18 protein-coding genes are annotated in these 21,284 nt (G+C 45.8%); 6 read left to right on the forward strand and 12 right to left on the reverse strand.

Annotation, left to right across the window (positions count from 1 at the left end; translation table 11 throughout):
* Positions 1–88: 88 nt before the first annotated feature.
* The gene (locus IV64_RS04085; RefSeq protein ID WP_057705874.1) at positions 89–1,444 is read right to left on the reverse strand and encodes an FAD-dependent oxidoreductase; all 1,356 of its coding nucleotides are present in this window, start codon (positions 1,442–1,444) and stop codon (positions 89–91) included.
* 138 nt (positions 1,445–1,582) lie between these two features.
* On the opposite strand from IV64_RS04085, the gene IV64_RS04090 reads away from it, so the two are divergent.
* The 3 genes from IV64_RS04090 (at position 1,583) to IV64_RS04100 (ending at position 5,219) form a co-directional block, all read left to right on the forward strand.
* The gene (locus tag IV64_RS04090) at positions 1,583–2,284 is read left to right on the forward strand and encodes an EAL domain-containing protein (protein WP_057705875.1); all 702 of its coding nucleotides are present in this window, start codon (positions 1,583–1,585) and stop codon (positions 2,282–2,284) included.
* A gap of 604 nt (positions 2,285–2,888) precedes the next feature.
* On the forward strand, positions 2,889–3,548 hold the full coding sequence (locus tag IV64_RS04095) for a P-loop NTPase family protein (RefSeq protein ID WP_057705876.1): 660 nt from the start codon (positions 2,889–2,891) through the stop codon (positions 3,546–3,548).
* 201 nt (positions 3,549–3,749) lie between these two features.
* Entirely contained in the window at positions 3,750–5,219 is a 1,470-nt protein-coding gene (locus tag IV64_RS04100; RefSeq protein WP_057705877.1) for a serine hydrolase, read from the forward strand.
* Between the two features lie 307 nt (positions 5,220–5,526).
* Here the strand turns inward: IV64_RS04100 and IV64_RS04105 are convergent, their stop codons facing one another.
* From IV64_RS04105 to IV64_RS04115, 3 genes are all read right to left on the reverse strand, one after another.
* Positions 5,527–8,094 (reverse strand): YfhO family protein, encoded by a 2,568-nt coding sequence (locus tag IV64_RS04105; protein ID WP_057705878.1) that lies wholly within the window; start codon positions 8,092–8,094, stop codon positions 5,527–5,529.
* Positions 8,095–8,251: 157 nt separating this feature from the next.
* Positions 8,252–9,481, reverse strand: coding sequence for a HAMP domain-containing sensor histidine kinase (locus IV64_RS04110; protein ID WP_237757309.1), 1,230 nt, complete (start codon positions 9,479–9,481; stop codon positions 8,252–8,254).
* A gap of 148 nt (positions 9,482–9,629) precedes the next feature.
* Positions 9,630–10,322, reverse strand: coding sequence for a response regulator transcription factor (locus IV64_RS04115; protein ID WP_057705880.1), 693 nt, complete (start codon positions 10,320–10,322; stop codon positions 9,630–9,632).
* A 274-nt stretch (positions 10,323–10,596) separates the two neighbouring features.
* On the opposite strand from IV64_RS04115, the gene IV64_RS04120 reads away from it, so the two are divergent.
* Positions 10,597–11,589, forward strand: coding sequence for a glycosyltransferase family 2 protein (locus IV64_RS04120; RefSeq protein WP_057705881.1), 993 nt, complete (start codon positions 10,597–10,599; stop codon positions 11,587–11,589).
* Positions 11,586–13,640, forward strand: coding sequence for a hypothetical protein (locus IV64_RS04125; RefSeq protein ID WP_057705882.1), 2,055 nt, complete (start codon positions 11,586–11,588; stop codon positions 13,638–13,640). Before IV64_RS04120 ends, IV64_RS04125 begins: the two co-directional genes overlap by 4 nt.
* 174 nt (positions 13,641–13,814) lie before the next feature.
* Here the strand turns inward: IV64_RS04125 and IV64_RS04130 are convergent, their stop codons facing one another.
* From IV64_RS04130 to IV64_RS04140, 3 genes are all read right to left on the reverse strand, one after another.
* On the reverse strand, positions 13,815–14,165 hold the full coding sequence (locus IV64_RS04130) for a type II toxin-antitoxin system PemK/MazF family toxin (RefSeq protein WP_057705883.1): 351 nt from the start codon (positions 14,163–14,165) through the stop codon (positions 13,815–13,817).
* 1 nt (position 14,166) lies between these two features.
* Positions 14,167–14,385: a type II toxin-antitoxin system PemI/MazE family antitoxin gene (gene mazE / locus IV64_RS04135; protein WP_057705884.1), complete on the reverse strand. Its 219-nt coding sequence runs from the start codon at positions 14,383–14,385 to the stop codon at positions 14,167–14,169.
* 262 nt (positions 14,386–14,647) lie between these two features.
* Complete coding sequence (locus IV64_RS04140) at positions 14,648–15,010, reverse strand: winged helix-turn-helix transcriptional regulator (protein WP_057705885.1); 363 nt, start codon at positions 15,008–15,010, stop codon at positions 14,648–14,650.
* Between the two features lie 126 nt (positions 15,011–15,136).
* Here IV64_RS04140 and IV64_RS04145 point away from each other — a divergent pair, with 126 nt between their 5' ends.
* Positions 15,137–16,342, forward strand: coding sequence for an MFS transporter (locus IV64_RS04145; RefSeq protein WP_057705886.1), 1,206 nt, complete (start codon positions 15,137–15,139; stop codon positions 16,340–16,342).
* An 80-nt stretch (positions 16,343–16,422) separates the two neighbouring features.
* Here the strand turns inward: IV64_RS04145 and dltC are convergent, their stop codons facing one another.
* From dltC to IV64_RS04175, 5 genes are all read right to left on the reverse strand, one after another.
* On the reverse strand, positions 16,423–16,665 hold the full coding sequence (gene dltC / locus IV64_RS04150) for a D-alanine--poly(phosphoribitol) ligase subunit DltC (protein WP_157061028.1): 243 nt from the start codon (positions 16,663–16,665) through the stop codon (positions 16,423–16,425).
* 91 nt (positions 16,666–16,756) lie between these two features.
* Positions 16,757–17,701: a glycosyltransferase family 2 protein gene (locus tag IV64_RS04155; protein ID WP_057705888.1), complete on the reverse strand. Its 945-nt coding sequence runs from the start codon at positions 17,699–17,701 to the stop codon at positions 16,757–16,759.
* A 29-nt stretch (positions 17,702–17,730) separates the two neighbouring features.
* Positions 17,731–18,138 carry a GtrA family protein gene (locus IV64_RS04160; RefSeq protein WP_057705889.1) on the reverse strand — a complete coding sequence of 136 codons (408 nt, stop codon included), beginning with the start codon at positions 18,136–18,138 and terminating at the stop codon, positions 17,731–17,733.
* Between the two features lie 679 nt (positions 18,139–18,817).
* Complete coding sequence (locus IV64_RS04170) at positions 18,818–20,269, reverse strand: aminotransferase-like domain-containing protein (RefSeq protein WP_057705891.1); 1,452 nt, start codon at positions 20,267–20,269, stop codon at positions 18,818–18,820.
* Between the two features lie 202 nt (positions 20,270–20,471).
* The coding region (locus tag IV64_RS04175) for an RNA-guided endonuclease InsQ/TnpB family protein (RefSeq protein WP_237757310.1) at positions 20,472–21,284 on the reverse strand (813 nt) is incomplete at its 5' end.

Consider the following 21,284-nt stretch of genomic DNA (forward strand, 5'->3'; position numbering starts at 1 on the left):
TCGCAAATAGCTGTTACAAGACTAAAAAAGTCCGTTCAGAAATACTTCTGAACAGACTTTTTTCGATTATTATGGTCGAAACATGCTTTTAGCTACGAGCATAGCCGTTTTCTTGTGTTACAGCAATTTGGCCCACTAAATTCAAATAGTCAAAGGGATTGTTGAAATTAAGTGAGAATAACATGTCAACCATGGCTAACTGATCAATGGTACCGTGGTTTTGAATCAACATAGAGACCACGTTGGCTGATTGGGAGACGTCGTGTTGGCTCATCAGTTGTACACCGAGTACCCGACGATTATTACGGTCATAAACCAGATTAATGTTGACTTCGTAGGCGTCCGGCATAAAGTTTGGCCGGTAAGGACCTTCATAGTGTGCGGTTGCAGCGTTTAAGTGGGCCGCTTTGGCTGCTTCTAAAGTCAGCCCGGCTTCAGCAATGGTGTGACCAAAGACTAACATGCCGGAAGTGAGCTGAGAGCCCAGCGTCCGAACGCGGCGTTCACCAACGTTCATTCCAGCAAGTGTGCCTTGACGAACGGCTTGTGAGGCTAAGGGCAAATAGGTATTTTGATCGGTGATGTTTAAGCGAACGGCCGCCACATCTCCAGCGGCCAGAATAGCTTCATCGGAGGTGTACATGTAGTCATCCGTAATGATTGCACCATCGGGCGTGGTCTCAATTTGGCCTTTAAGTAGCTTAGTGTTAGGTAACATGCCGGCACTAACCGCTGCCATGTCGACGTGGTAACGGTCATCCTGAGTCGCAATGACTAAACTACCATCTGGGTCTTCATCAAAACTTGTGACCGTTGTATTGGTCAACACTTTAATTCCGTGTTTCGTGAGCAGTTTAGCGGTCGCTAACGATAAATTCGGTTCGACGTATTTATCGAGTAAGTATTTAGGTCGCTGGAATAGGGTGACTGCATGGCCACTTTTGGCATAGCCTTCTGCCAGTTCAATCCCAATTCGGCCGCCACCTAAAATCCCAATCCGTCGTTGTGACACCGTTTTTTGGCAAAGGTCGTGGGCTTGATCATAAGTTTTACAGAGCAGTACCCTAGGGTTCTCAATACCCGTAATTGCTGGAATAGCGGTGGTTGAGCCAGCTGCCATGATTAATTTGTTGTAAGTGTCGTTGAAAAATTCTTTGGTGATTAAGTTTTGGACTAGTAGTGTGTGTGTCGCAGCATCGATTTTAATGACATCGTGCCTGATACGCATGTTGACGCCTTGTTTCACAAATTCGTCTGGTTCAGCGTAAAAAGTCTCATCCAGACTTTTTACGGTCCCCTCTATATGTAAGTATGTGGCACAAGAGAGGTAAGAAATATTCTCTTGACGTTCATAGACGGTGATTTCAGCCGTTGGATAATTGATTAAGATCTGCTTGATGGCGGCAATTCCCGCGTGCGTACAACCAATGACGATAACTTTCATAAAAATGCCCCTTTAATTAATTTACAGATAAGATTACTATATAGTCAAGTCTATACGTTTAATTGTATTTACGCACTAAATTAGCACACTATATTAATCTTTTTTAGTGAAAACAAGTTTGTGAGCGGGGGGATTCATATGGAACCAGTTTATCGCTTCTTTGTGCAACCACAAATTGATACACAAACGAAAATGATTAGTGGTTTTGAACTTTTGATTCGGCAAAAAACGGCCCAAGGTTGGCGGCTACCGGATTCATTTGATGACATTGATCCAGAAGTCTTTGCCAAATTATTAGTCGTGACGACAAGGGTGCTAGCCCCGAAAGTTGAACAATGCTCGGTGAACATTAGTCGCCAGCAGTTAATGACTACAACAATCGCAAATGCACTCGTTAAGTGTCAGGAGCAACTTTATCCGACTAAGCTGGTTGTTGAATTAACTGAAGATGAGAGTACCCAAACGTACTGTACCGATTCGGTGCTAAAACACATTAAAACTTTTTTGCAAAATGGCATGGAAGTCTCGTTGGATGACGTTGGTAGCGGGGAAAACTACTTTACTGAAATTCGGGAGTTACTTCCCTATGCAAGTGAAATTAAATTTGCGCTACAAAACTTCAAACAAGATTTTCAAGAACCAGAAATGCAACGTCGCGTTCATTTTTGGCGGGCAATTAGTGCTGAATATGGCGTGCGCTTAGTTTTGGAAGGCATTGAAACGCAAGCGGACAATCAATTGAGTAAAAAAATTGGGATCGAAGTCAAACAAGGTTATTACTTCGGCAAGCCACGTTTACTGACGTTGCCGCAAAACAGTGAGAGAATCCTTGCACATTAGCTGGTTTATTAATCATGAGCTTAACGCAATCAAACCAAACACGATGTCGCCTTTGGTTGGTATTTAAATATTAATCGATCGTCTGAAATTAAGTTTCGGGTGATCTTTTTATTTGCCCTAAAAGTTAGTCAAGAATTGACACTTCAAATTAGTAGCTGTGGGACCAATTTAAATGAAAAATTGTCTGGTTTAAGAAGAGGCAGCGCCAATATAGCAGTATTGACAACGGTTTCATTAATTCCAACCTTGGCCATGAGATTGAAATCCAATTAGTTAGTTAACCATTAAAACACAAATTGTTAGTAAAAATTCATTTAACGGTTGATAAACTAACCTTTGTTGAAATTAATAGTGTCAGTTTTAATTGTACACGTCCTACATAAATGAGTCGCGTGACAATTTAACTTGTTGGCAGCCGGGTTGTTAGTTCACTTTTGTGAGTGAACGTCCAATATTTAACCACAGATTTAATTTGCCAACAAAATTATCAGCGAGTTCTCATTAATTATTTTTCAACCCCGTTAAGGGACGGTAAGTGGCTAGCTTTTAGTTGCATCACCGGGTATGCTGTGGGTAATTCAAAAAGAAATTTGGGGTAATTAATTTGAGAAAAGAACCGCGTACACTGCTCATTGGTGGTACGCAAACGGCGAGTGGTAAGAGTTTATTAACACTCGCACTGGCAAACGTTCTGTGTGATCAGGGCAGATCTGTCACCATCGTTCATTGTGACTACGACGTCGCAACGTGGACTCAGGTGATACCAGCCAAGCGACAACATCAATGGCAATCAGAATTAAAATCGACTGACCAATTAGAAAACTTTTGGATGGACTTACAATTTGTTAAAACTGACGATTTATTAATTGATTTGAAATCATCTGGACCGACATATACGAACTATACTTGGCTCTTAAACCATTGTTGGCTACCACTAGCAGATGAAATTATTTTAACCTACTCGGAAAATATTGACTTGAATCAGCAACTATTTGAAGATCTAGGAACGTTGCAATTTAGCATGGAGTACACTGCAACCAACCCAGCAATTTATACCGTCATGAACACTTACCCGTCTCCAGCGGCAGTTTGTCAGGCGATTCCCGCCAAAGAACTGGTGCCTTTTCACCGTGATTTTCAGTCCCGGCACGTTGAGTTTGCCGCAATGAAACTCCAGCCACTGGGCACTTTAAGGGACGCGCGTGAGGACCCGAAACAGGTGCTCGTTGATGCGGAACAATTGTTGGCTAAAATCACAGCGTAGTGACGCATTTGATTATCAGGCATAACAGAGCGGTTGCGGCTATCGGTCGCAGCCGTTTTTTGTGCGCCAATATAGACGGTAGAAAAGCAGTTGTTATTCGAATATAAAATAAAAAATATCCGTTTCATTTATTAATTAATTAACCTATAATTATAGTCAGTCAAACAGGTTTTAGATTGATAAATGAAAAGGGGAATCATCATGAGTTTTGCTCAGGGAGATCGGGGATTGACGCTCGGTCTTGCAACCGTTATTGGTGGCTTGACCTTGTTAGCACCTACGTTAGCAAGCGCTGCGACGACACCGAATACGGACAGTCAGAGTAGTAGTCAAGCATCAACACCAACTGAAGTCACAACAAGAACGGCAACGGTCTCAATGCCAGCGACAGCCTATTACGGGACTAAGGGTGAGACCTACGTCTTGTCAGGTAGCAACGACCAAGTCAAGATGCGGTCAAATCACAATTTAAAGAACTACACGAAAACGACTTGGACGGCTACTGCTCAAACGGATATTACGACGCCAGACGGTCAAACGGCTCGTTACTTATACGTTAAAAACGCTAAGAACGGTGCAAATGGCTGGGTATTACAAAGTAGTTTAAAGGCGGGTCGTAATTATCAAGTTACGGCGACTAAGAAGATCAAAGCTAAAAATTACATTAAAGCTAAGCAATTCAAGAAGGCCAAAGCACCAACCCAAAAGATTTACCAATTATCCGGTAAGAAATCGGCGATGACTTGGACTAAGGGCAAGTCTCTTAGCAAGACTAAGACTTATAAAGCCACTAAAAAACGGATGTATTACCAAAAGGGTAAAGCCTACTCGTACTACTACGTCACTAGTGGCAAGACTAAGGGCTGGGTCTGGCATAAGGATCTAAAGAAGGGTACTTACTACGACGTTGCTAAGCACCGAACAGCTTTGAAGAAGAAGATCAAGAAGTACTTAACCTCTGTCACTAAGGATAAGACAGCTGAAGTTGCTTATTATAACTTAACTCCAGTAAAGGGGAGTAAAGCGGCTAAAGCGAAACACGCCTCACTTTATAAGAGTGGTAAGCTAGCGGTTAATTCCCGTGGCAACCACGTCACCACTTCTGCTAGCACTTATAAGCTCTACATTGCAGCGTACTTGATGAACTTAAAGAAACAACATCAGTTCTCATGGACTAAGGCTAACCGGGCTGGGATGACACGGATGATCGTGGACTCAGCCAATGATTACCCGGTCAGCATCTTGAACAAGTATGGTCGGACTAACGTTAACCGCTGGTTGGCTTCACAAGGGTATTACGGCACACCATTTAGTTCAAATCGTAATACTGTGACGACGGCTAACAGTTTGGTCAAAGTCTTAAAAGACCTACAATACGGGAAAAAGGCCTTCACGAATAAGAAGGACCGGGCCTTTATCTTGAGCCTGATGAAGCGCCAAGTTTACCGTCGCGGGATTCCAACCGGTGTGACGCGGGCTAACAAGGGCACGGTTGTCAGAGATAAAGTTGGCTTCTTGGATGATAACAACGGCGACGCCGGAATTGTCACCATGCCAAATGGGCAACGGTACATCCTCGTCGTTCTTACTTGGGGACACGGGCAACACGGCTTTACTGGCTTCCCACGGATTGCCAATATTGCTGAACACGTCCAAAAGATCGCTTACTAGTTAAAGATTAGACTAAACAAAGCACCGCAAAATCATGTCGATTTTGCGGTGCTTTTTGCGTGGGTACTGAAGTTTGAAACATAAATTTAAGGATTAGTTATTCCGGTTGCCACTGATGACATGCGGTCGTGGGACCGGGTTAAGCCTGAGGAGCGGTCTTAATCCTCGCCCGAAACACTTGCAAAAAACGCAATTGTCCCGGACTGTCCGTGGTGTAGATGTGGAAAATCACCACCTCAACGCCACCTTCACGACCGATAGCACGCAAGGCTACCCGACGGAGCGGCTAATTTTTAGTTGGTTATCGTTAAGCTTGCCGGTCTCGTCGCCACCACCAAGTGATGCCACTAAAGCTCGCTAAACTGAATAGTGAGATTAGTGCGCCGAGGTGACCACCGGGGACGTGATAGACCATTTTGACTTGATTTTTTCCAGGCTGAATTGGAATGGCCTGCATGCCACCAAGGACCGTCTTCTCTTTGCGAGTCACGTCGTGCCCGTTAACCGTCACGTGCCAGCCGGTGTCAGCGGGGATGGCCACGTACAGCCATTGTCGGTGGTTATCGTTAGTCATGTGACCCGAAACGACGGTGTTTAGGCCGGACGCGTGGTATTCAGGAATAAAGGCACTTCCTTGTAAACCATGATAAATTGTTCTGAAGGCAGCCTGATCCAAACTAGCCAGATGAAGTCGGTTAGTGAGCTTAGCGTGGGTCGTTTTGACGGTTAATTTAACGAGGCTGCCCTTGTTAAAGAAGCCTAGGTTACGTAGAACCACGCCGCCATTAGCATTGAATTTAGTTTTGACCAGTTGCCCATTCACGCGCATCGTCGTGTACTTGCTGGATGCTGAAGGATCATCATAATATAAGTTACCGGTATGGTTGGCCTTGAGCCACAGGGTATGGCTATAAGGATATTCTTTAGCCGTTTTGTTGTGTTTAACCAGCTGCTTCACGATTGTAGCGTTGGCAAAGTACGGTGTGGCACTCGGACGTAAGCGTTGCAAGATTGCCTCTTGATTGACGATTGCACTATCGGCATGCAGCGATAAGGTCGTCAGATCAGTCGGAACGGCGAAGCCCATGCCAGCGTGACTGGCCAACGTCTTGGTTGAGGCCTCACCGGTCGTATTGAGCATCACGCTGTACTTGACGCCTAGCAGCATGGCGCTGACCCGGTTGAGACCTTCCGAGCTGACTCGGCGGGCGTTTTTGCTGAAAAAGCCAAGTGATTTAAGCATCAACCTAGTCTGGTTGTTGAAGGTGGAACTGTAGTAGGTAATATCATGAAAGTTAAATAACATGGGGTCGTTATAGTTACGGTACTGACTATTGTAATTATAGGCTTTGTTAATAAGCGTATTGCGATTTTCAACCCGGTAAAGTTGACCGTCGGGATCGTTGACTGCCTGCATTTGTCGGTATTCTGATTGGTAAGCCCGTTGAAAGACGGCTTGGTTACCGAACGGTGATTTTTGCATGGTTAAAATGCCGTTACCGACTAGTTCTGCGGTGACAACACCGGTCAGTAAGCCGGCTCGGACGAGGTGCCGAGTGGTAAATAAAATTAGAGCGGTCACGATGACAAAGCACAGGCTAATCATCAGGGTCTGCTTAGACACTGATGACGTTGAAGGCAGCTGATGTCGCCACCCGATGACTAACGCCCCCATCAGGATTAGTGGGAGGCCCCATTGCCATTTGCGTTCAATCTTTTTAGCGCCGGCTTGCCAGGCTTCAAACGCGACCATTACCATGACAAAACTAAAGAAGAAGGCTTCGCGGTATGGAAATCCCGCTGGCCGTTGGAACATGTGCCAGGCGGTGTCAAGGGTACGAATGGCCATGCTTAGAAATAAGATCAGTAGTAGCGCAAGCACGTGGGCTTTATGGGCCCGCTTAACTTGGGGATGTACAAAGAAGACTAGGACTAGTAAGACCACGAACGTTGTACTGAATAAGGTCGGGTCGTGTTCAAGCCGAGTTGCGTAGTTATTCGCGCCCAGACCAAACTGACTCAGGACACTCAATCCGAATTGTGGCGTGGGGTAGTAGCTTGATTTTTCAACCGTGGACTTAGCGGTCTGTAGCATGCCTAGCAGTGTCGGAATCAGTAAGAAGAGGGTGCTGATTCCGCTCAAAAGCGCGGTCACAACGACTCGTCGAATCAAGTGGGCACGTTGTTTCAGGACTTGCCACAGTGAAGTGCCAGGGGCCTTCATTTCAAATAGTAAGTATGCGAAGTAGCAGATAACAAATAGGCACGTCATGTAGCCGAGGTAATAGTTCGTGATGATGCTGATCCACAACCACCAGAAAAACATGGCGGCGTGACCAGTCATGATCAAGTGCTCTAAGCCAATCAAAATTAATGGCAGCCAGATTAGTGCGTCTAACCACATAATCGTGAAGTAGTTCAGGGCAACAAAGCCGGACAGACTGAATGCGAGGCCAAAGAGGCACGCGGCCCAGCTCGTTGTTCGGTAGTGCCGCTGTAAGAAGAGGGTAGTCGTTCCCGCAATGGCCGCAATCTTAATTATGATAAGTATGCTGAGTCCGGTTGGTAGCGCCGTGGCGGGAAATAGCAAAATAATCAGGTTGAACGGACTCATCAGGTAGTAAGCGATGGTGGGAACGGCACTACCGCCTAGTGACTGTGAAAATGAATATAATTGGAAATTGTGCTCTAGCAGAGCGTGACGGTAGGCGGTGAAGAAGGACAGGTATTGGCCCCCCATATCGCTGATTAATAAATTATGATTACCAAACGGCGTAATGCCTTCAGCAGTAAAAATAATGGTCACGGTCATTATGGCAAGTAGCGCAGCACAGAGTGGTCGTAGCCAGTCGCGTTGTTGTAATGATTTCAACATCAATTCTCAACTCCGATACCTTGTTGATGAGGGTTAATTTGATATAAAAATAATAATTATCATGGCTTTTGGGTAGCTAAGAAAGCTAACTGAAAGAACCGCCATGAAATAAGGGAAAATTAAAGACACCTGGAAATAATCACAAGTGTCTAAAATGTTAAGCGTCAGCTGGCGGTGTCGTGGCGAGTTGAATGGTAAAGACGGTGCCACGGGGATAATTGTCACTTACCGCGATGGTGGCGTGGTTCAAATCAACTAAACGGCTGACAATGGATAGTCCTAGTCCGTTTCCGGGAATCTTTTGGGAGCGGGCTTGATCGACGCGATAGAAGCGTTCAAAAATGTGAGACTTATTCTCATTTGGAATGCCAAGACCACCATCAGCTACTTTAATGGTTGGATGACTGTCAACCACGGTCAGGGAGACCGTTATGGGAGCGTCGGTGGGCGAATATTTGCTAGCATTGCTCAGTAACGCAATGAGAATCTGTTGCAGACTATCCGCATTGACATAAACTGAAACGGGCTGCTTCGGTAAGTTCAACGTGATGGGCTGTGGTAGCTCATCTTGGTAATTAGTAATCGTTGATTGAATTAATTGGGTTGCGTCGTAAAAGTCACCAGTGAGGTCGACGTGGTCCATTCTGGATAAACGTAACAGGCTTTCCACAAGGGTTTGCATGCGCGCCGACTCGTGATCAATAAAGCTTAATGAGCGGGGAACGACTTCAGGATGTTGCTGTCCCCGGCGCTTGATAAGACTCACGTGCCCCCGGATAGCCGTTAACGGGGTACGGAGCTCGTGGGACGCGTCGGAAACGAACTGGTGGTCACGGAGAACCTGCTCATTCAGAGACCGTAGTAAGTCGTTGATTTCTAGTCCTAATTCGTGAACTTCATCAGGATGTAGTGGTACCGGCAAGGCTTCGTGGTAAGAAATGTTGTCGGCGTGGTTGATTTGTTGGGCGGCTTGAGTCAAGTTTGCAAGTGGCCGGTTAAGGTGTTTAGCCAACCATCCCATCACAAAGTAGCCTAACACGCTACAAATAAGTAGCACCAGTAACATGTCTTCCAAAATTAGGCGGAAAATGTGAAGCACCGAATTTAAACTCGTCCAAGTCTCGTAATTGATTGTGTGTTTATCGGAAACTAGATGGTAAAACAGACCATATCCGTGGCGGTAGCGAACGGATGGAAAGCCTGGTACCGCGGTTTCACTAGCTTTTAAAAAAGATTTGGTTTTTGGCGAGTAGTAAATGTGGGCGGCGCGTTTTGGTGCGGCCGTTTCTACCTGGACGTACGTATCCTTTGTGTTAATTGGACTTCTTAAGCTCCACTGATTCCAATCAGGGTCGTCATCCGTGACTGAACGTTTTAAGCTTTTCATGAGTGTGTGCGCGTCCTCAACACGGTTACGGGTTAGACGCAGGCCAATGACGGTAGAAACCGACAAGCCGGTAATAAAAATAATAATTAGCATCATTATCGTGAAAGTTCGCGTGATTTCAGCGGTGTTGGAATGTCCCCGGATGAGTTTAAGCATTGGCGTCATCTCGCAAACAATAGCCAATCCCACGAACGGTATGGATTAATTTGCGTTCCTGTTCCGTATCTACCTTTTGACGTAAATAGCGCACGTAAACGTCAACGATGTTGGGTTGGCCTTCAAAGTCAACGCCCCAGACTTGGTCCAATAACTCGTCACGGGTTAAGGTAGTGGGTGCATTTTTGAGTAAGACTAATAATAAATCGTATTCTCGCTGGGTCAGTTGAATTGAGCGGTGGTTACGTTGAACTTGCCGGGACTTAGTATCAAGTGCCAAATCGGCAAATTGGTAGACCTTTTGCGGGGTCTTCGCACGTTGCTCGTGACGAAGAATCACACGGATACGGGCTAATAGTTCTTCGGTGTCAAACGGCTTGGTGATGTAATCGTCAGCGCCACCATCTAGGCCTGCCACCTTGTCGCCCACGTAATCACGGGCAGTCATCATAATGACGGGGATGTCATCGTGTTTACGAATTCGCCGCAGAACTTCCAAGCCGTCCATTTTAGGAAGCATCCAGTCCAAAATAATGAGGTCTAAATCGGATTTTTGATCTTGGTACGTCTGTAAAGCTTCGTGACCATCCATTGCCGTAACAACGTGATAATCTTCAAAGGTTAGTTCTTGTTCCAAAAAGTCGATGACACTAGCTTCGTCGTCGACAAGCAGTATTTTTGCCATGGGTTAAATGTCACTTTCATGTCTTTTTATTTTCAGTATAGCGGTTTTTATCGTTGCTTGAAGTAGGAATCCGTTTGATATTTCAACTATCATAATAGTTCCATTTTAGCGAACCCGCGTTAAATCAGCCATTATGATTAACTAAACGTTTTCTGAGATTTTTTCAGAAAATATGTAGGCGCAATGACTAGTTTTTCAATTTGTGGTTTTCTATACTAATCTTGAGTTAGTCTAAAGTGAGTTAGGTTTATGGGACAAGAAAGGGGTCGTTACGATGCAACAGCCACGTTTAACGATTATTGTACCCTGCTACAACGAAGAAGAAATGTTGCCGACCTCCGCTAAAGTATTAGGGGAGATCTTACAGAAAATGATTCAAAGTAACCAACTTAATCGGGACAGTTGCGTGTTATTTGTGGATGATGGCAGCGCCGATCAAACCTGGGCACTTATTAAAGGCCTAGAACAGCAATCGGCACTTTATTGCGGTCTGAAATTTAGTCGAAATTTTGGGCATCAAAATGCGTTAATGGCGGGGATGAAAGTTGCGGGGGAGACTTCAGACGCCGTGATTACCATTGATGCCGATTTACAAGATGATCCAACGGTGATTCCGGAGATGGTGGCCCGCTTCAAGGCTGGGAGTGACGTTGTTTTAGGGGTCCGCAATGACCGGTCTAGTGATTCGCGGTTCAAACGGTGGACGGCGGAGACTTTTTATACCGTCATGCGTAAAATTGGCGTCCAGCTGGTGCCCGACCACGCTGATTTTCGGTTGTTAAGCCAACGGGCGGTCACGGCCTTGATGACTTATTCCGAAACCAACTTATTTCTGCGGGGAATCGTCCCACAATTGGGTTTTCCAACGACTAAGCTGTATTACCAACGCAAACCGCGGCTGGCGGGTGAGTCCAAGTACCCGTTAAAGAAAATGATTAGTTTTGCGATGAATGGCATCACGTCGTTTTCAATCGCCCCAATCAAAGCGATTCTTTCAATTGGCGTGGTCATTAGCGGCGTGAGTCTGCTAATGATGATTTTTGCGTTGGTTCAACATCTACTTGGAAACACGGTCGATGGTTGGGCGTCCTTGATGACTAGTTTATGGTTCCTAGGGGGCGTGCAACTGATTGGCATTAGCATTGTCGGGGAATACGTCGGCAAAATTTTTGCTGAAGTGAAGCACCGGCCACGCTATATTATCGAAACGGATGATTATACTGCGACGCAGCAACCCGCGGTATTAACTAAGAAAATTCAGCCATGAATCGTATTTTAAAGGGAATTAATTGGCTAGCTGCGGGGGTATCAGGCTGGGCCGGGTTGGTGGCTTGGTTGCAGCCCGTTAATTTTTTAGGTGACCCGGACCTAGCCTCACCCGTCGTGGTGGGCTGTTTGACCTTAACGTTGCTCCTACTAATTAATGGCAGCCAGGGATGGATTCGGCGTTGGTCACCGCAGACCGTTCAACGCGTGATGTGGAGCTTAGTAGCGTTGCTGGTTGTTATCCAGTTAGTCGTGGCGTGCAGTTTTATTGATGTTAGCCGCGCCGACGCTTTTTATGTCCGAACGCAGGCGTTAGCGTTAGTTCAAGGCCAGCACCACTGGTTGCACTATTTTTTGATTTATCCTAATAACGTCAATTTTACGTTGCTGGAAGCTAGTCTGATAAAAACGATTACTTCAGTTATTGCGAGTCCGTGGGTCGTGTTGAACGGGCTGCGCTTTTTATGGATTGATACGGCGTTAGTAAGCGGCTACTACTTATTAAAACGTTGGCACTGTGGCCGCACCGTAATGCTGGGATTACTCATCGTTTGGTTGGTGAGCCCGCCAGTCTATGCTTACGCGTTGTACGCGTACACCGACGCGCTAGTCATGCCATTAGTCATTGATGTGTTAGCAGTGTTAACTTGGGCACTGACACGTTCTGGTTGGCAAAAATGGGGTGGCGTGATTGCCGGCGAATGGTTGCTAGCAATCGGGGTCGCAATGAAATCGAACCTGGTGGTTTTTGAAATTGCCTTTATCTTAACGAGCCTAGTTTTAGGCCTTCAACACCGGGTGACTTGGCAAACGGTTAGCGGTTGGCTATTGAGCACTGCCGTGACCCTAGGTGTTGTGTTTAGTTTGTTCAGCGTGTGGCGGCAACAAGCGGGATTTCATGCGGATGCTAATTCACAATTACCCGCAACCAGTTGGATTGCAATGAGCTTGAATCCTAAGTATAGCGGACAGTATGTCCACGCTGATTTTGAATCGGTCAACCAACAACCCACGGCGGCGGCCAAGCAACGGCGGGCCAAAACAATGATCACTCAGCGCGTTAGACAACTGGGTGTGACTGGATTTGTGGGCCACCTAACGAAAAAAATGCGGGTCTTTTGGGCCACTGGTGATTTTGACAGTTTTAAATTGACAACCCAGTGGATCCGAGCGCCACGTTTTTACGTCACTCATCAGCGGCAAGTCCAATTCTGGTTAGTACTGATGACACAGGCGGGCTACTTAACGCTTTTGATTGAAGCCGTGCTTGCTTTGTTGACGGCACGCGTGGATCGTCATGGCATGTTACTGATTGCGTTGACGATTTTAGGATTGACGGCCTTTCACGTCTTTTTCTGGGAGGCGGAGCCGCGGTATGCGTTACCGTTGTTACCGGGACTCGCCTTATTAGGGACTATTGGCATGAGCGAACGGGCACAATGGACGCTGAATGCCCGCGGTTATTGGCCAGTGTTGATGATTTTTGGTGGCTTAGCTGTGTTTAGTGGGGTTAGTCTGTGGCAGACGAGTCGGCGGGTGCAACTTGCGCAAACGACGGTCGCTATTCAGGGGAATGGTCATTACGTTGAGAACATGACGCAGCGCTTGAAACCTGAACAGGCGGTGACCCAGACGATCCAAACGGCTGGTCCTAGCAATCAATTAGATTTATCGCCCATCCGACCACAAACGGGGGTGGTGGCGATTCAGATCGAGGCGGGTAACCGGCTGTTAGTGAGCAAAGTGGGCACGCCCCGTGAGCTGAGAACGATGCGTTACGTGACCACTAATCAATCCTCGTTACGAGTGACGGTGACCAACGTGGGCCATCAAACTATTAAATACGGGACCGTCAAAGCGTTTTATAATCCAACGACGGGTGCGTTGACTCGGCGACCACAAAATTACTTGCGGTACGTTGTTCGGGATAATCATGTCGCACGACCGTTGAGTCCGATGGTGGTTAGTGTGATCGTTGCAGCCGGGCTGTTTGGAAGTGCCTGGCTGGGGTTAAACATGAGTACTGACCGGAATCGTAAGTATAAAAAATAAATCGAGCTACAAAGTAGTAATCAGAAAACCCCCAATGTTGGATTATTGTCCAACATTGGGGGTTCACTTCACAACGTAAGTAGTTGTGTGACACCTTGTTTTTATTTTTTTAGATTTCTGTATTCTCAAATGGTATTTATTGGTTTGTAGATGTGACTGAAGTCTTTGAATAGTTTAAAACGGAAAATCGAAGTTGTAGTAAACAATCTGTGCGGCCCGGTAAAAATCTTCATCACGCATGGTCTCAATGTAATCAATTTGACGATTGGCAGTGGGTGAGGCATCAAATGAGTAAATTTGTGCAGCCACAACCTGACCATGAGTTTGGTAATTGTCACCCAAGGTTAGATAACCTGGCAGATCTCTAATTGTGGATGTAATTGGTGCGACAATAACAAAGCCAGTATTCTTGTTGTAAAGGTCACTACTGAGTATAAGGGCAGGGCGGTGTTTTTTAATTTCTCGGCCACGCTGCGGATCAAAATTTATCCAGATGAGGTCTTTTTGCTTAGGAGTATATGCCATTTTACTCTACTTCACTCCAATTAACGTCAGACCATTCTTCCGTCATGGGTTTTGAGCCTTTAGTTTTAAGGTATGGATTTTCCATTCTGGGAACCAAAGTGAATGATTCTCCATCTGTGGAGGGGATTAACAGCCAACGTTGACCTTTTTTGAAACGATTATCTTTTGGCAAGCTCAATGCTAAGGAGTTACCGCGACTCACTGTTTTTACTTCCATCATGTTAAGCGCCCCTTTCTTGTAACTGAGTATAACATGTATTACGAAGTTATACTACTTTATAACCTATGACCTAATCTAAATAAAACATAATATTGACAAATTCATTACATCTGTTTTAGTTGGCCTTGATAACATGCGATTTCGGACTTTCCGTGGTGTAAAGACCAGCAAAAGTACTTCCCAAACACCACCATCATGGCTGGGACTGTCCCTCATAGCACACCGGTTCTGTTCAACGAAGCGGTGAATAGGCTAGTTTGTTTTATAGGTCGTCACGATGTAATAACGTGATGGCTTCGCCCTGGTCGCGGCGGCGATCAATGTTTTCTTCGCCCCAAACGCAAAGCTGGTGCAGAACGCCTGACAAGCTGTGTCCGTAATCGGTCAAACGGTAGTCGACCCGTGGCGGCACTTCTTGGTAAACGTGACGTTGAACAATGTTAGCGGCTTCCAGTTCTCGCAACTGTTGGACAAGCATTTTTTGAGAAATTTGGGGAATTGCCCGTTCCAACTCACTGGTGCGCATGGGCTTCAGACGGAGATGGCACAGGATGATGGATTTCCATTTGCCACCAATCACTTCCATGGTCGCTTCAACCCCAATTTGATAAGTCTTTTCTGGCATAGTTAGCCTCCTTATGCATACTTACTTTTTAGTGGGTATCCCACTTTAAAGTCGGTACTTGTTCTTAAGTTACTTGCTAGTATAATCATTATTTATCACGTTAGCAAGTTAAGGAGATGTAGAGAAATGAATCAAAAAATCAATCCAACTTGGACACTGTTAGCACTCGCAATTAGCGCGTTTGCCATCGGGTCCACGGAATTTATTAGTGTCGGTTTAATGCCACTACTTGTCAGTCACTTTCATATTAACTTAGCCCAGGCGGGGTTAACCGTTTCGGTTTACGCCTTAGGAATCATGGTGGGGGCACCCGTCATGACGTTATTGACCGGACGCTTGAACCGGCACCGGTTGATGATGCTAATCATGGGACTATTTATTGTTGGTAATTTATTAGCAGCGCTCGCGCCAACGTTTAGTATTTTATTGTTAGGGCGCATCGTTGCTGCCTTAGCGCACGGTATTTTTATGACGGTCGCTTCCGTTATCGCGGCGGACGTGGTTGCACCGGAAAAACGGGCCTCCGCAATCGCGGTCATGTTCACTGGCTTGACGGTTGCAACGGTTACCGGTGTGCCGTTGGGTACGATGATTGGTCAGCTGGGCGGCTGGCGGTGGTCCTTTATCTTCATTAGTGGGATTGGGGTCTTAGGATTGTTGGCCGACTACTGGTTGATTCCACGTAATTTACCGTTACCTGCAAAAGCAACGGCGCGGGGAATTATCCGGGTCTTAACGAATCCGCAATTGTTATTGGCGTTATTAGTGACTGCGTTAGGGTACGGTGGAACCTTCGTGGCTTACACGTACCTGTCACCGTTGTTGGAACAAGCAATGGGGTGGTCCGCCAACGCCGTGGTCGTTATCTTAGTCGTTTACGGTTTGATGGTTGCTTTAGGAAATACGCTCGGTGGTCGGTGGGCTAACCAGCGCCCGTTGACGGCACTCTTTAAGATGTTTGTCGGGTTATTGATCACGCTATTGGTCTTAGCCGTAACGGCACATAGTCACTGGTTAGGCCTATTTACGGTCCTCGCCATGGGTATCTTTGCCTTTATGAACGTACCGGGGCTACAACTTTACATTGTGCAATTAGCAGAAGTGCATACGCCACAAGATATTACGATGGCTTCAGCGTTAAATATCTCAGCGTTTAACGTGGGAATTGCGCTAGGGTCGGGAATCGGGGGTCAGGTCACGACCCGGTTTGGTTTAACGTGGACACCGATTTTCGGTGCTTTGATGGTGGCCATTAGCTTGATCTTACTAGCCGGTTTGATCTGGTTAGCACGACCAGTTGAACGCCGGGTATCTGGGGATTGCGAAGATTAGTTTTCCCGTTTAGTTATAATGATTAGCAGTCAAAAAAATGGCGTCTCAGAAAATTCTGAGGCGCCATTTTTTGGTGTTGATTAAGCCATACTTTCAACTTTAGCAACGATTTTAGCGGGTGTGTCCCATTCTGAACGTTCGAATTCAGAAACGGGGACTTCAATTCCTAATTGATTTTGTAATTCAAGTAAGAGTTGAACGGAGCCCATGGAGTCCAAAATACCTTCATCAAAAAGGTTGGTGTCCATATTACCGGAAACGTCTTCCCCCGTTAAGTCTTGTAAAATTGATAAAACTGTTGCTTTTGTATCATCCATAATAATAATTCCCCTTATCGTTTAATAGATTTAAATCCTTTATAGCTTAGCATAGTTTCGACGAACTGAAGCTTTCTGACGCTTTTTTAAGTAAGTTTTAACGTTCAAGTTTGCTAACGTAGACTGGCCGGTGTTTTGTTTCCAAGTAGATTTTGCCGATATATTTACCAACAATGCCAAGGCAAAACAATTGAAGCCCACCTAGCATCAGGATAATTGTTACCATGGACGGCCAGCCGCCAGTGGGGTCGCCAAATATTAAGGCACGGACAACAATGAAGATGGCTGCAATTAAAGCGAGGACAAAGGTTACCAAGCCTAAGAATGAGGCGACGGCTAAGGGCTTGTCGGAAAAATTAATGATGCCATCCAGTGAATAGTTGACTAAGTCCCAAAAAGACCAGTGGGTATTACCGGCAACCCGGTTACGATTGTAGAAACTGATGGATTTGGTTTTGAAACCGACCCAGGCAAACATTCCCTTAGAAAACCGGTTATATTCAGGCAAAGCTAGGATGGCATCGGTTACTTGACGGGTCATCATACGGTAGTCACGGGCACTGGGTTCAATCTTAGTTTTTGAAATGTGGTTAATCAGTTTGTAAAAGGCGTTGGCAGCAACCGAACGGATAACCGGTTCACCCTTACGATCGACGCGTTTGGTACCGACCACGTCGTAGCGCTCCTCGAGAATGCCGGATATCATCCGGGGTAATAGAGTCGGTGGGTCCTGTAAGTCCACGTCCATCACGACAACTAGGTCACCGGTCGCGTGCTGGAGACCGGCATAGAGGGCGGCCTCCTTACCAAAGTTGCGTGAGAATGAGAGCAAGTGAACGTGGTCGGCATCAAGTTGCTGAATCAGGTCTAAAAGGACTAAGGTGCGATCCGTTGAGCCGTCGTCGATGAACCAGTATTCCAGTTGGTAAGGCGGCCAAATGGGGGCAATCTTTTCACGGTAGACGGTTTGAACGGCGTCGTAAAACCGTTGAACGGTAGCTTCCTCGTTGTAACACGGCACGATAATTGAAATTTTTTTCATAGATCCAGACCTTCCCTTTTAGAACGATATTAATTTTTAAAAATGAAATATTTACTGAAGATCCAGTTAATCAAAACGATAATGATTTGGTCGATCAATTTAACAATCAAGCCGTTACCAGCCAATAAGCTAATCCCGATAAACATGATGAGTTCATCAACACCCAAGCTAAGAACGCGGTACCCGAAGAAACTAACGACCTCGCGAAAGCGTGCTTGAAACGTATTGGCCTGACTGTCGAAGACCCAGCGACGGTTAGTGGTGTAGGCGAATAAGATGGAACCGAACCACGCAAGTACGTTACTGATCAAGTAGGGACAATTAATGGCGGGAAGGGTCAGAAGGCCAAATAGAATAAAGTTCATCGCGGTAGTTAGGCCACCAAAAATAAGGTAAGCGACCACGTTTTTATACTGGCTATAAATGCGTTGAAGCATGCTGTACGCTCCTTATGTGACTGACTTTTAATATAAGCGTCGATGGTAGTCACTGCCCTTATCTTGACTGAATAAAAATGATAAGCTCTCATAAATTATTTGATGTTTGTTAAGCTTAAAGCTAGTAAGGTCGAAAGGACAGTAAACTCGATTGTTTGGAATCGAAACTAAAACAGATAGTTAACTTGAGAATAGTAAAAAGCGCCTGAAATTAACTTTCAGACGTCTTTTAATGCAGTTAGGGTAAAACTTAAATTTAAGGATTAGTTACTGTTGTATCAATGACTGGATTAACAAAATCAAGCTATTCCGGTCGCCACTGATGGAAATAACAATAGTAAGATTATTTCACCTGCCACGGAAGATTTATCATGGTCGACCTCCAGCTAAGTTGATCTTTCGATGGAAATTGATTTAGCTCGCTTTTAACCAATCCTAGCGTAGCCGGTAGAATCAGTGGGCAGTGTCGGTCATGTCGCCTTGCATATCCTGCCTGGCGACATGGCGGGGCGTCTTGGAAGACTTGGGCTTTAGGCTTACAAGTGAGGCGGAAGCCCGTACCTTGGCTGTAGCCGACCCCACAGCCCACTGATTCTGTCCGGCGGAGCGATGAAGCATCCTATTTTTTATCTTTGATATAACAGCGATTGTGCCTAATTTAATGCTTTTAGCCTTGAGTTTAAACGTTAAAGTGCTCATGAATCAGGTTGGTCAAAATTTGAATGCCCTGTTCAAACCGCGCTGAAGATTCGTAAGAAAAGCTCAGCCGAATATACTGGTTCGGCTGAAAATCGTAAATACTGCCCGGATTAAACAGGACGTTTTGCGCGGTTGCTAGGTCGAATAATTTGGGGATGTTGATGGCATCGTCTAAGCGTACCCATAAATAGAAGCCACCGGTTGGCGCTTGCCAAGTTGCAAAGTCATCCCAGTACCGGTGCAAGATGGCTTGTGCGGCCGCGGCTTTTTTCGCGAGGACCGTTCGAAAGTGTGCCTGGTAAGTATCGTACTCGGGGTCGGCCAAAATTTCAGCAAGCACGAGTTGGGACAGTGAGCTGGCACCGTAATCGGTTTGCATCCGCACATCGGTCAACCGGTCAATAACGGGTTTCGCCGCAACCGTCCAACCGATACGCAACCCGGGTGCCAAGGACTTTGAGATGCTACCGAAGTAGATGACGTTACCCGTAGTGTCCAACGCTTTTAAAGGCTGGGGTGGCTGCTGATTGAACCAGACATCTTGATAAGCGGCGTCTTCTAAGATGGGGAGACGGTGTTCCTGAGCATATTGGAGTGTCTGTTGCCGCCGTTCTGCACTCATCACGATCCCGGTCGGGTTGTTAAACGTTGGGATTGAATAAATGATGGCGTGCTCGTCCTTAGCTGGCGGCGTCATTTGCCAATAAGCCAACCCCTGACTATCCATGGGAATGCCGGTTAAGTGAGTTTGTGCTGATTGAAAAACGTGTAACGATTTGACGTAGGTTGGTGCCTCGGTATAAATAGTTGCGTTAGTTGGAAATAGCGACATCGAGACGAGTTGGAGTGCCTGCAGCGAACCAGAAGTAATTAGGATATTTTCTGGCTGCGTGTGAATACCAACCTTGAGTAAGTGGCGCGCGATTTGTTCCCGCAAAGCCAAAATCCCGGCTGGTTCGGTATAGTTCAGACTAGTCAGGTTGTGCCCGAGGTGGTCGAAGGCTTTTTGAAATAGTGCTTGGGGAAACTGTTCGGGTGCTGGTTCGCCGGTGCTCAGTCTAATCACGGCGTCAGTTTCAAACTGATTGATTTTTTGTAGTGCGTGGGAGTTGGGTTTAAACTGACCCGCCTTAACGTATTGCGACCAATTGACGTGCTCAGCTAGTAAGCTTGACCAGTGGTTCCCAGAAACGACCATGCCAGAACCGGGATTACTAGTAATCAGGCCAACGGCGATCAATTCGTCGAGGGCGGTAATTAACGTACTCCGGTTGACAGCGAAGACTTCAGCCAAATGCCGTTGGGAAGGTAGTTTGGCGCCGACTGGCCAGTCACCGCGGGTAATCTGGCGTTGAAAATAATTCGTGATTTGTTGATAAATTGGGGTTGTGGCCGCCTTATCGGGTTGCCAGTTGATTTTAAGCGTTTGCATCGCAAGACCTGCTATGCAAAATATGGAGAAATGTAGAAAAACATTACTGATTTCTACATTTAGAAAGATTACATATTTCCTTTCTTGATTTTTGCTTGCTACCGTTATAACGCCGGTGTTCCGATATTCCATAGGGAGTAATCGTATGGACCAACTATGACAGCTTAAGGGCTTTAGCCGGCCCCGTTAAATTATTGTTTTTTTAGATTAAATCTAGTAAGTTGGCAACAGCATTTTCATCACGGTCAAGCACTGCACCGCAGCTATAACAAACGTATTCATTATGCTTAGTACAGTGTCTCTCATTACCTTGTAAAGTGATTTTGTCGTCCCCAACTTTGATATGACCACACTTTGAACAGCGCTGCGTTGAAGGATATTGGTGATCTGCCAGAATAAGCTCTTTACCGTACCAGTCACACTTATAGCTTAATATTTGCCGGAAGTAGCCAAACATTGACCGTTGCAAACCTTTAGAAGCAACGTGACTCATCTGCATCGCCTTAACGGACAAGTCTTCAATCACAATTTTGTCGTAATCGTTGACTAGCTGTGTCGTAAACTTTTGCATGATGTCGTGTTGGATATTGGCAACTCTACGATAGTCACGCTGCAATTTGGCTCTCATTGCAATGTAACAACCGCTCTTAGTTGCATTATTCCCATTCACGACTCGCTTATGAGCTAACTGCTTTTGGTAGAATTTGATCCGCTGATACAGCTTACGTAATCGTTTCGGCAAGGTGTTAATAACACCAGCCGTGTAATTTAAATGACCAACGTTCACGTCAACGGCTGAATTATCACCAGTTTGTGGCTTGTCATCAAGCTTAACTTCAAAGGGAAAACTAGCCCAGTATTTACCATTTTCACGGTAAATACTGACCACCTTCAGTACACCTGACAAATCAACGTGTTTACTAATCCTGATGTCATACCAATTCTTAACGCCATGTGGCTTATCCAGCCTAAGCTTACCAGCGACAATTTTTGCCCGGTCAGTTTTAAATCCTTG

The sequence above is a fragment of the Lactiplantibacillus xiangfangensis genome, assembly GCF_001438845.1.
In the GTDB taxonomy this organism is placed as follows: Bacteria; Bacillota; Bacilli; order Lactobacillales; family Lactobacillaceae; genus Lactiplantibacillus; species Lactiplantibacillus xiangfangensis.

Bases quoted from the DNA above. Each gene is read 5' to 3' on its own strand.
- IV64_RS04085 (WP_057705874.1), bottom strand. From the start codon at position 1,444: ATGAAAGTTATCGTCATTGGTTGTACGCACGCGGGAATTGCCGCCATC.
- IV64_RS04090 (WP_057705875.1), top strand. From the start codon at position 1,583: ATGGAACCAGTTTATCGCTTCTTTGTGCAACCACAAATTGATACACAA.
- IV64_RS04100 (WP_057705877.1), top strand. From the start codon at position 3,750: ATGAGTTTTGCTCAGGGAGATCGGGGATTGACGCTCGGTCTTGCAACC.
- IV64_RS04105 (WP_057705878.1), bottom strand. From the start codon at position 8,094: ATGTTGAAATCATTACAACAACGCGACTGGCTACGACCACTCTGTGCT.
- IV64_RS04110 (WP_237757309.1), bottom strand. From the start codon at position 9,481: ATGAAAAGCTTAAAACGTTCAGTCACGGATGACGACCCTGATTGGAAT.
- IV64_RS04115 (WP_057705880.1), bottom strand. From the start codon at position 10,322: ATGGCAAAAATACTGCTTGTCGACGACGAAGCTAGTGTCATCGACTTT.
- IV64_RS04120 (WP_057705881.1), top strand. From the start codon at position 10,597: ATGCAACAGCCACGTTTAACGATTATTGTACCCTGCTACAACGAAGAA.
- IV64_RS04125 (WP_057705882.1), top strand. From the start codon at position 11,586: ATGAATCGTATTTTAAAGGGAATTAATTGGCTAGCTGCGGGGGTATCA.
- IV64_RS04130 (WP_057705883.1), bottom strand. From the start codon at position 14,165: ATGGCATATACTCCTAAGCAAAAAGACCTCATCTGGATAAATTTTGAT.
- mazE (WP_057705884.1), bottom strand. From the start codon at position 14,385: ATGATGGAAGTAAAAACAGTGAGTCGCGGTAACTCCTTAGCATTGAGC.
- IV64_RS04140 (WP_057705885.1), bottom strand. From the start codon at position 15,010: ATGCCAGAAAAGACTTATCAAATTGGGGTTGAAGCGACCATGGAAGTG.
- IV64_RS04145 (WP_057705886.1), top strand. From the start codon at position 15,137: ATGAATCAAAAAATCAATCCAACTTGGACACTGTTAGCACTCGCAATT.
- IV64_RS04155 (WP_057705888.1), bottom strand. From the start codon at position 17,701: ATGAAAAAAATTTCAATTATCGTGCCGTGTTACAACGAGGAAGCTACC.
- IV64_RS04160 (WP_057705889.1), bottom strand. From the start codon at position 18,138: ATGCTTCAACGCATTTATAGCCAGTATAAAAACGTGGTCGCTTACCTT.
- IV64_RS04170 (WP_057705891.1), bottom strand. From the start codon at position 20,269: ATGCAAACGCTTAAAATCAACTGGCAACCCGATAAGGCGGCCACAACC.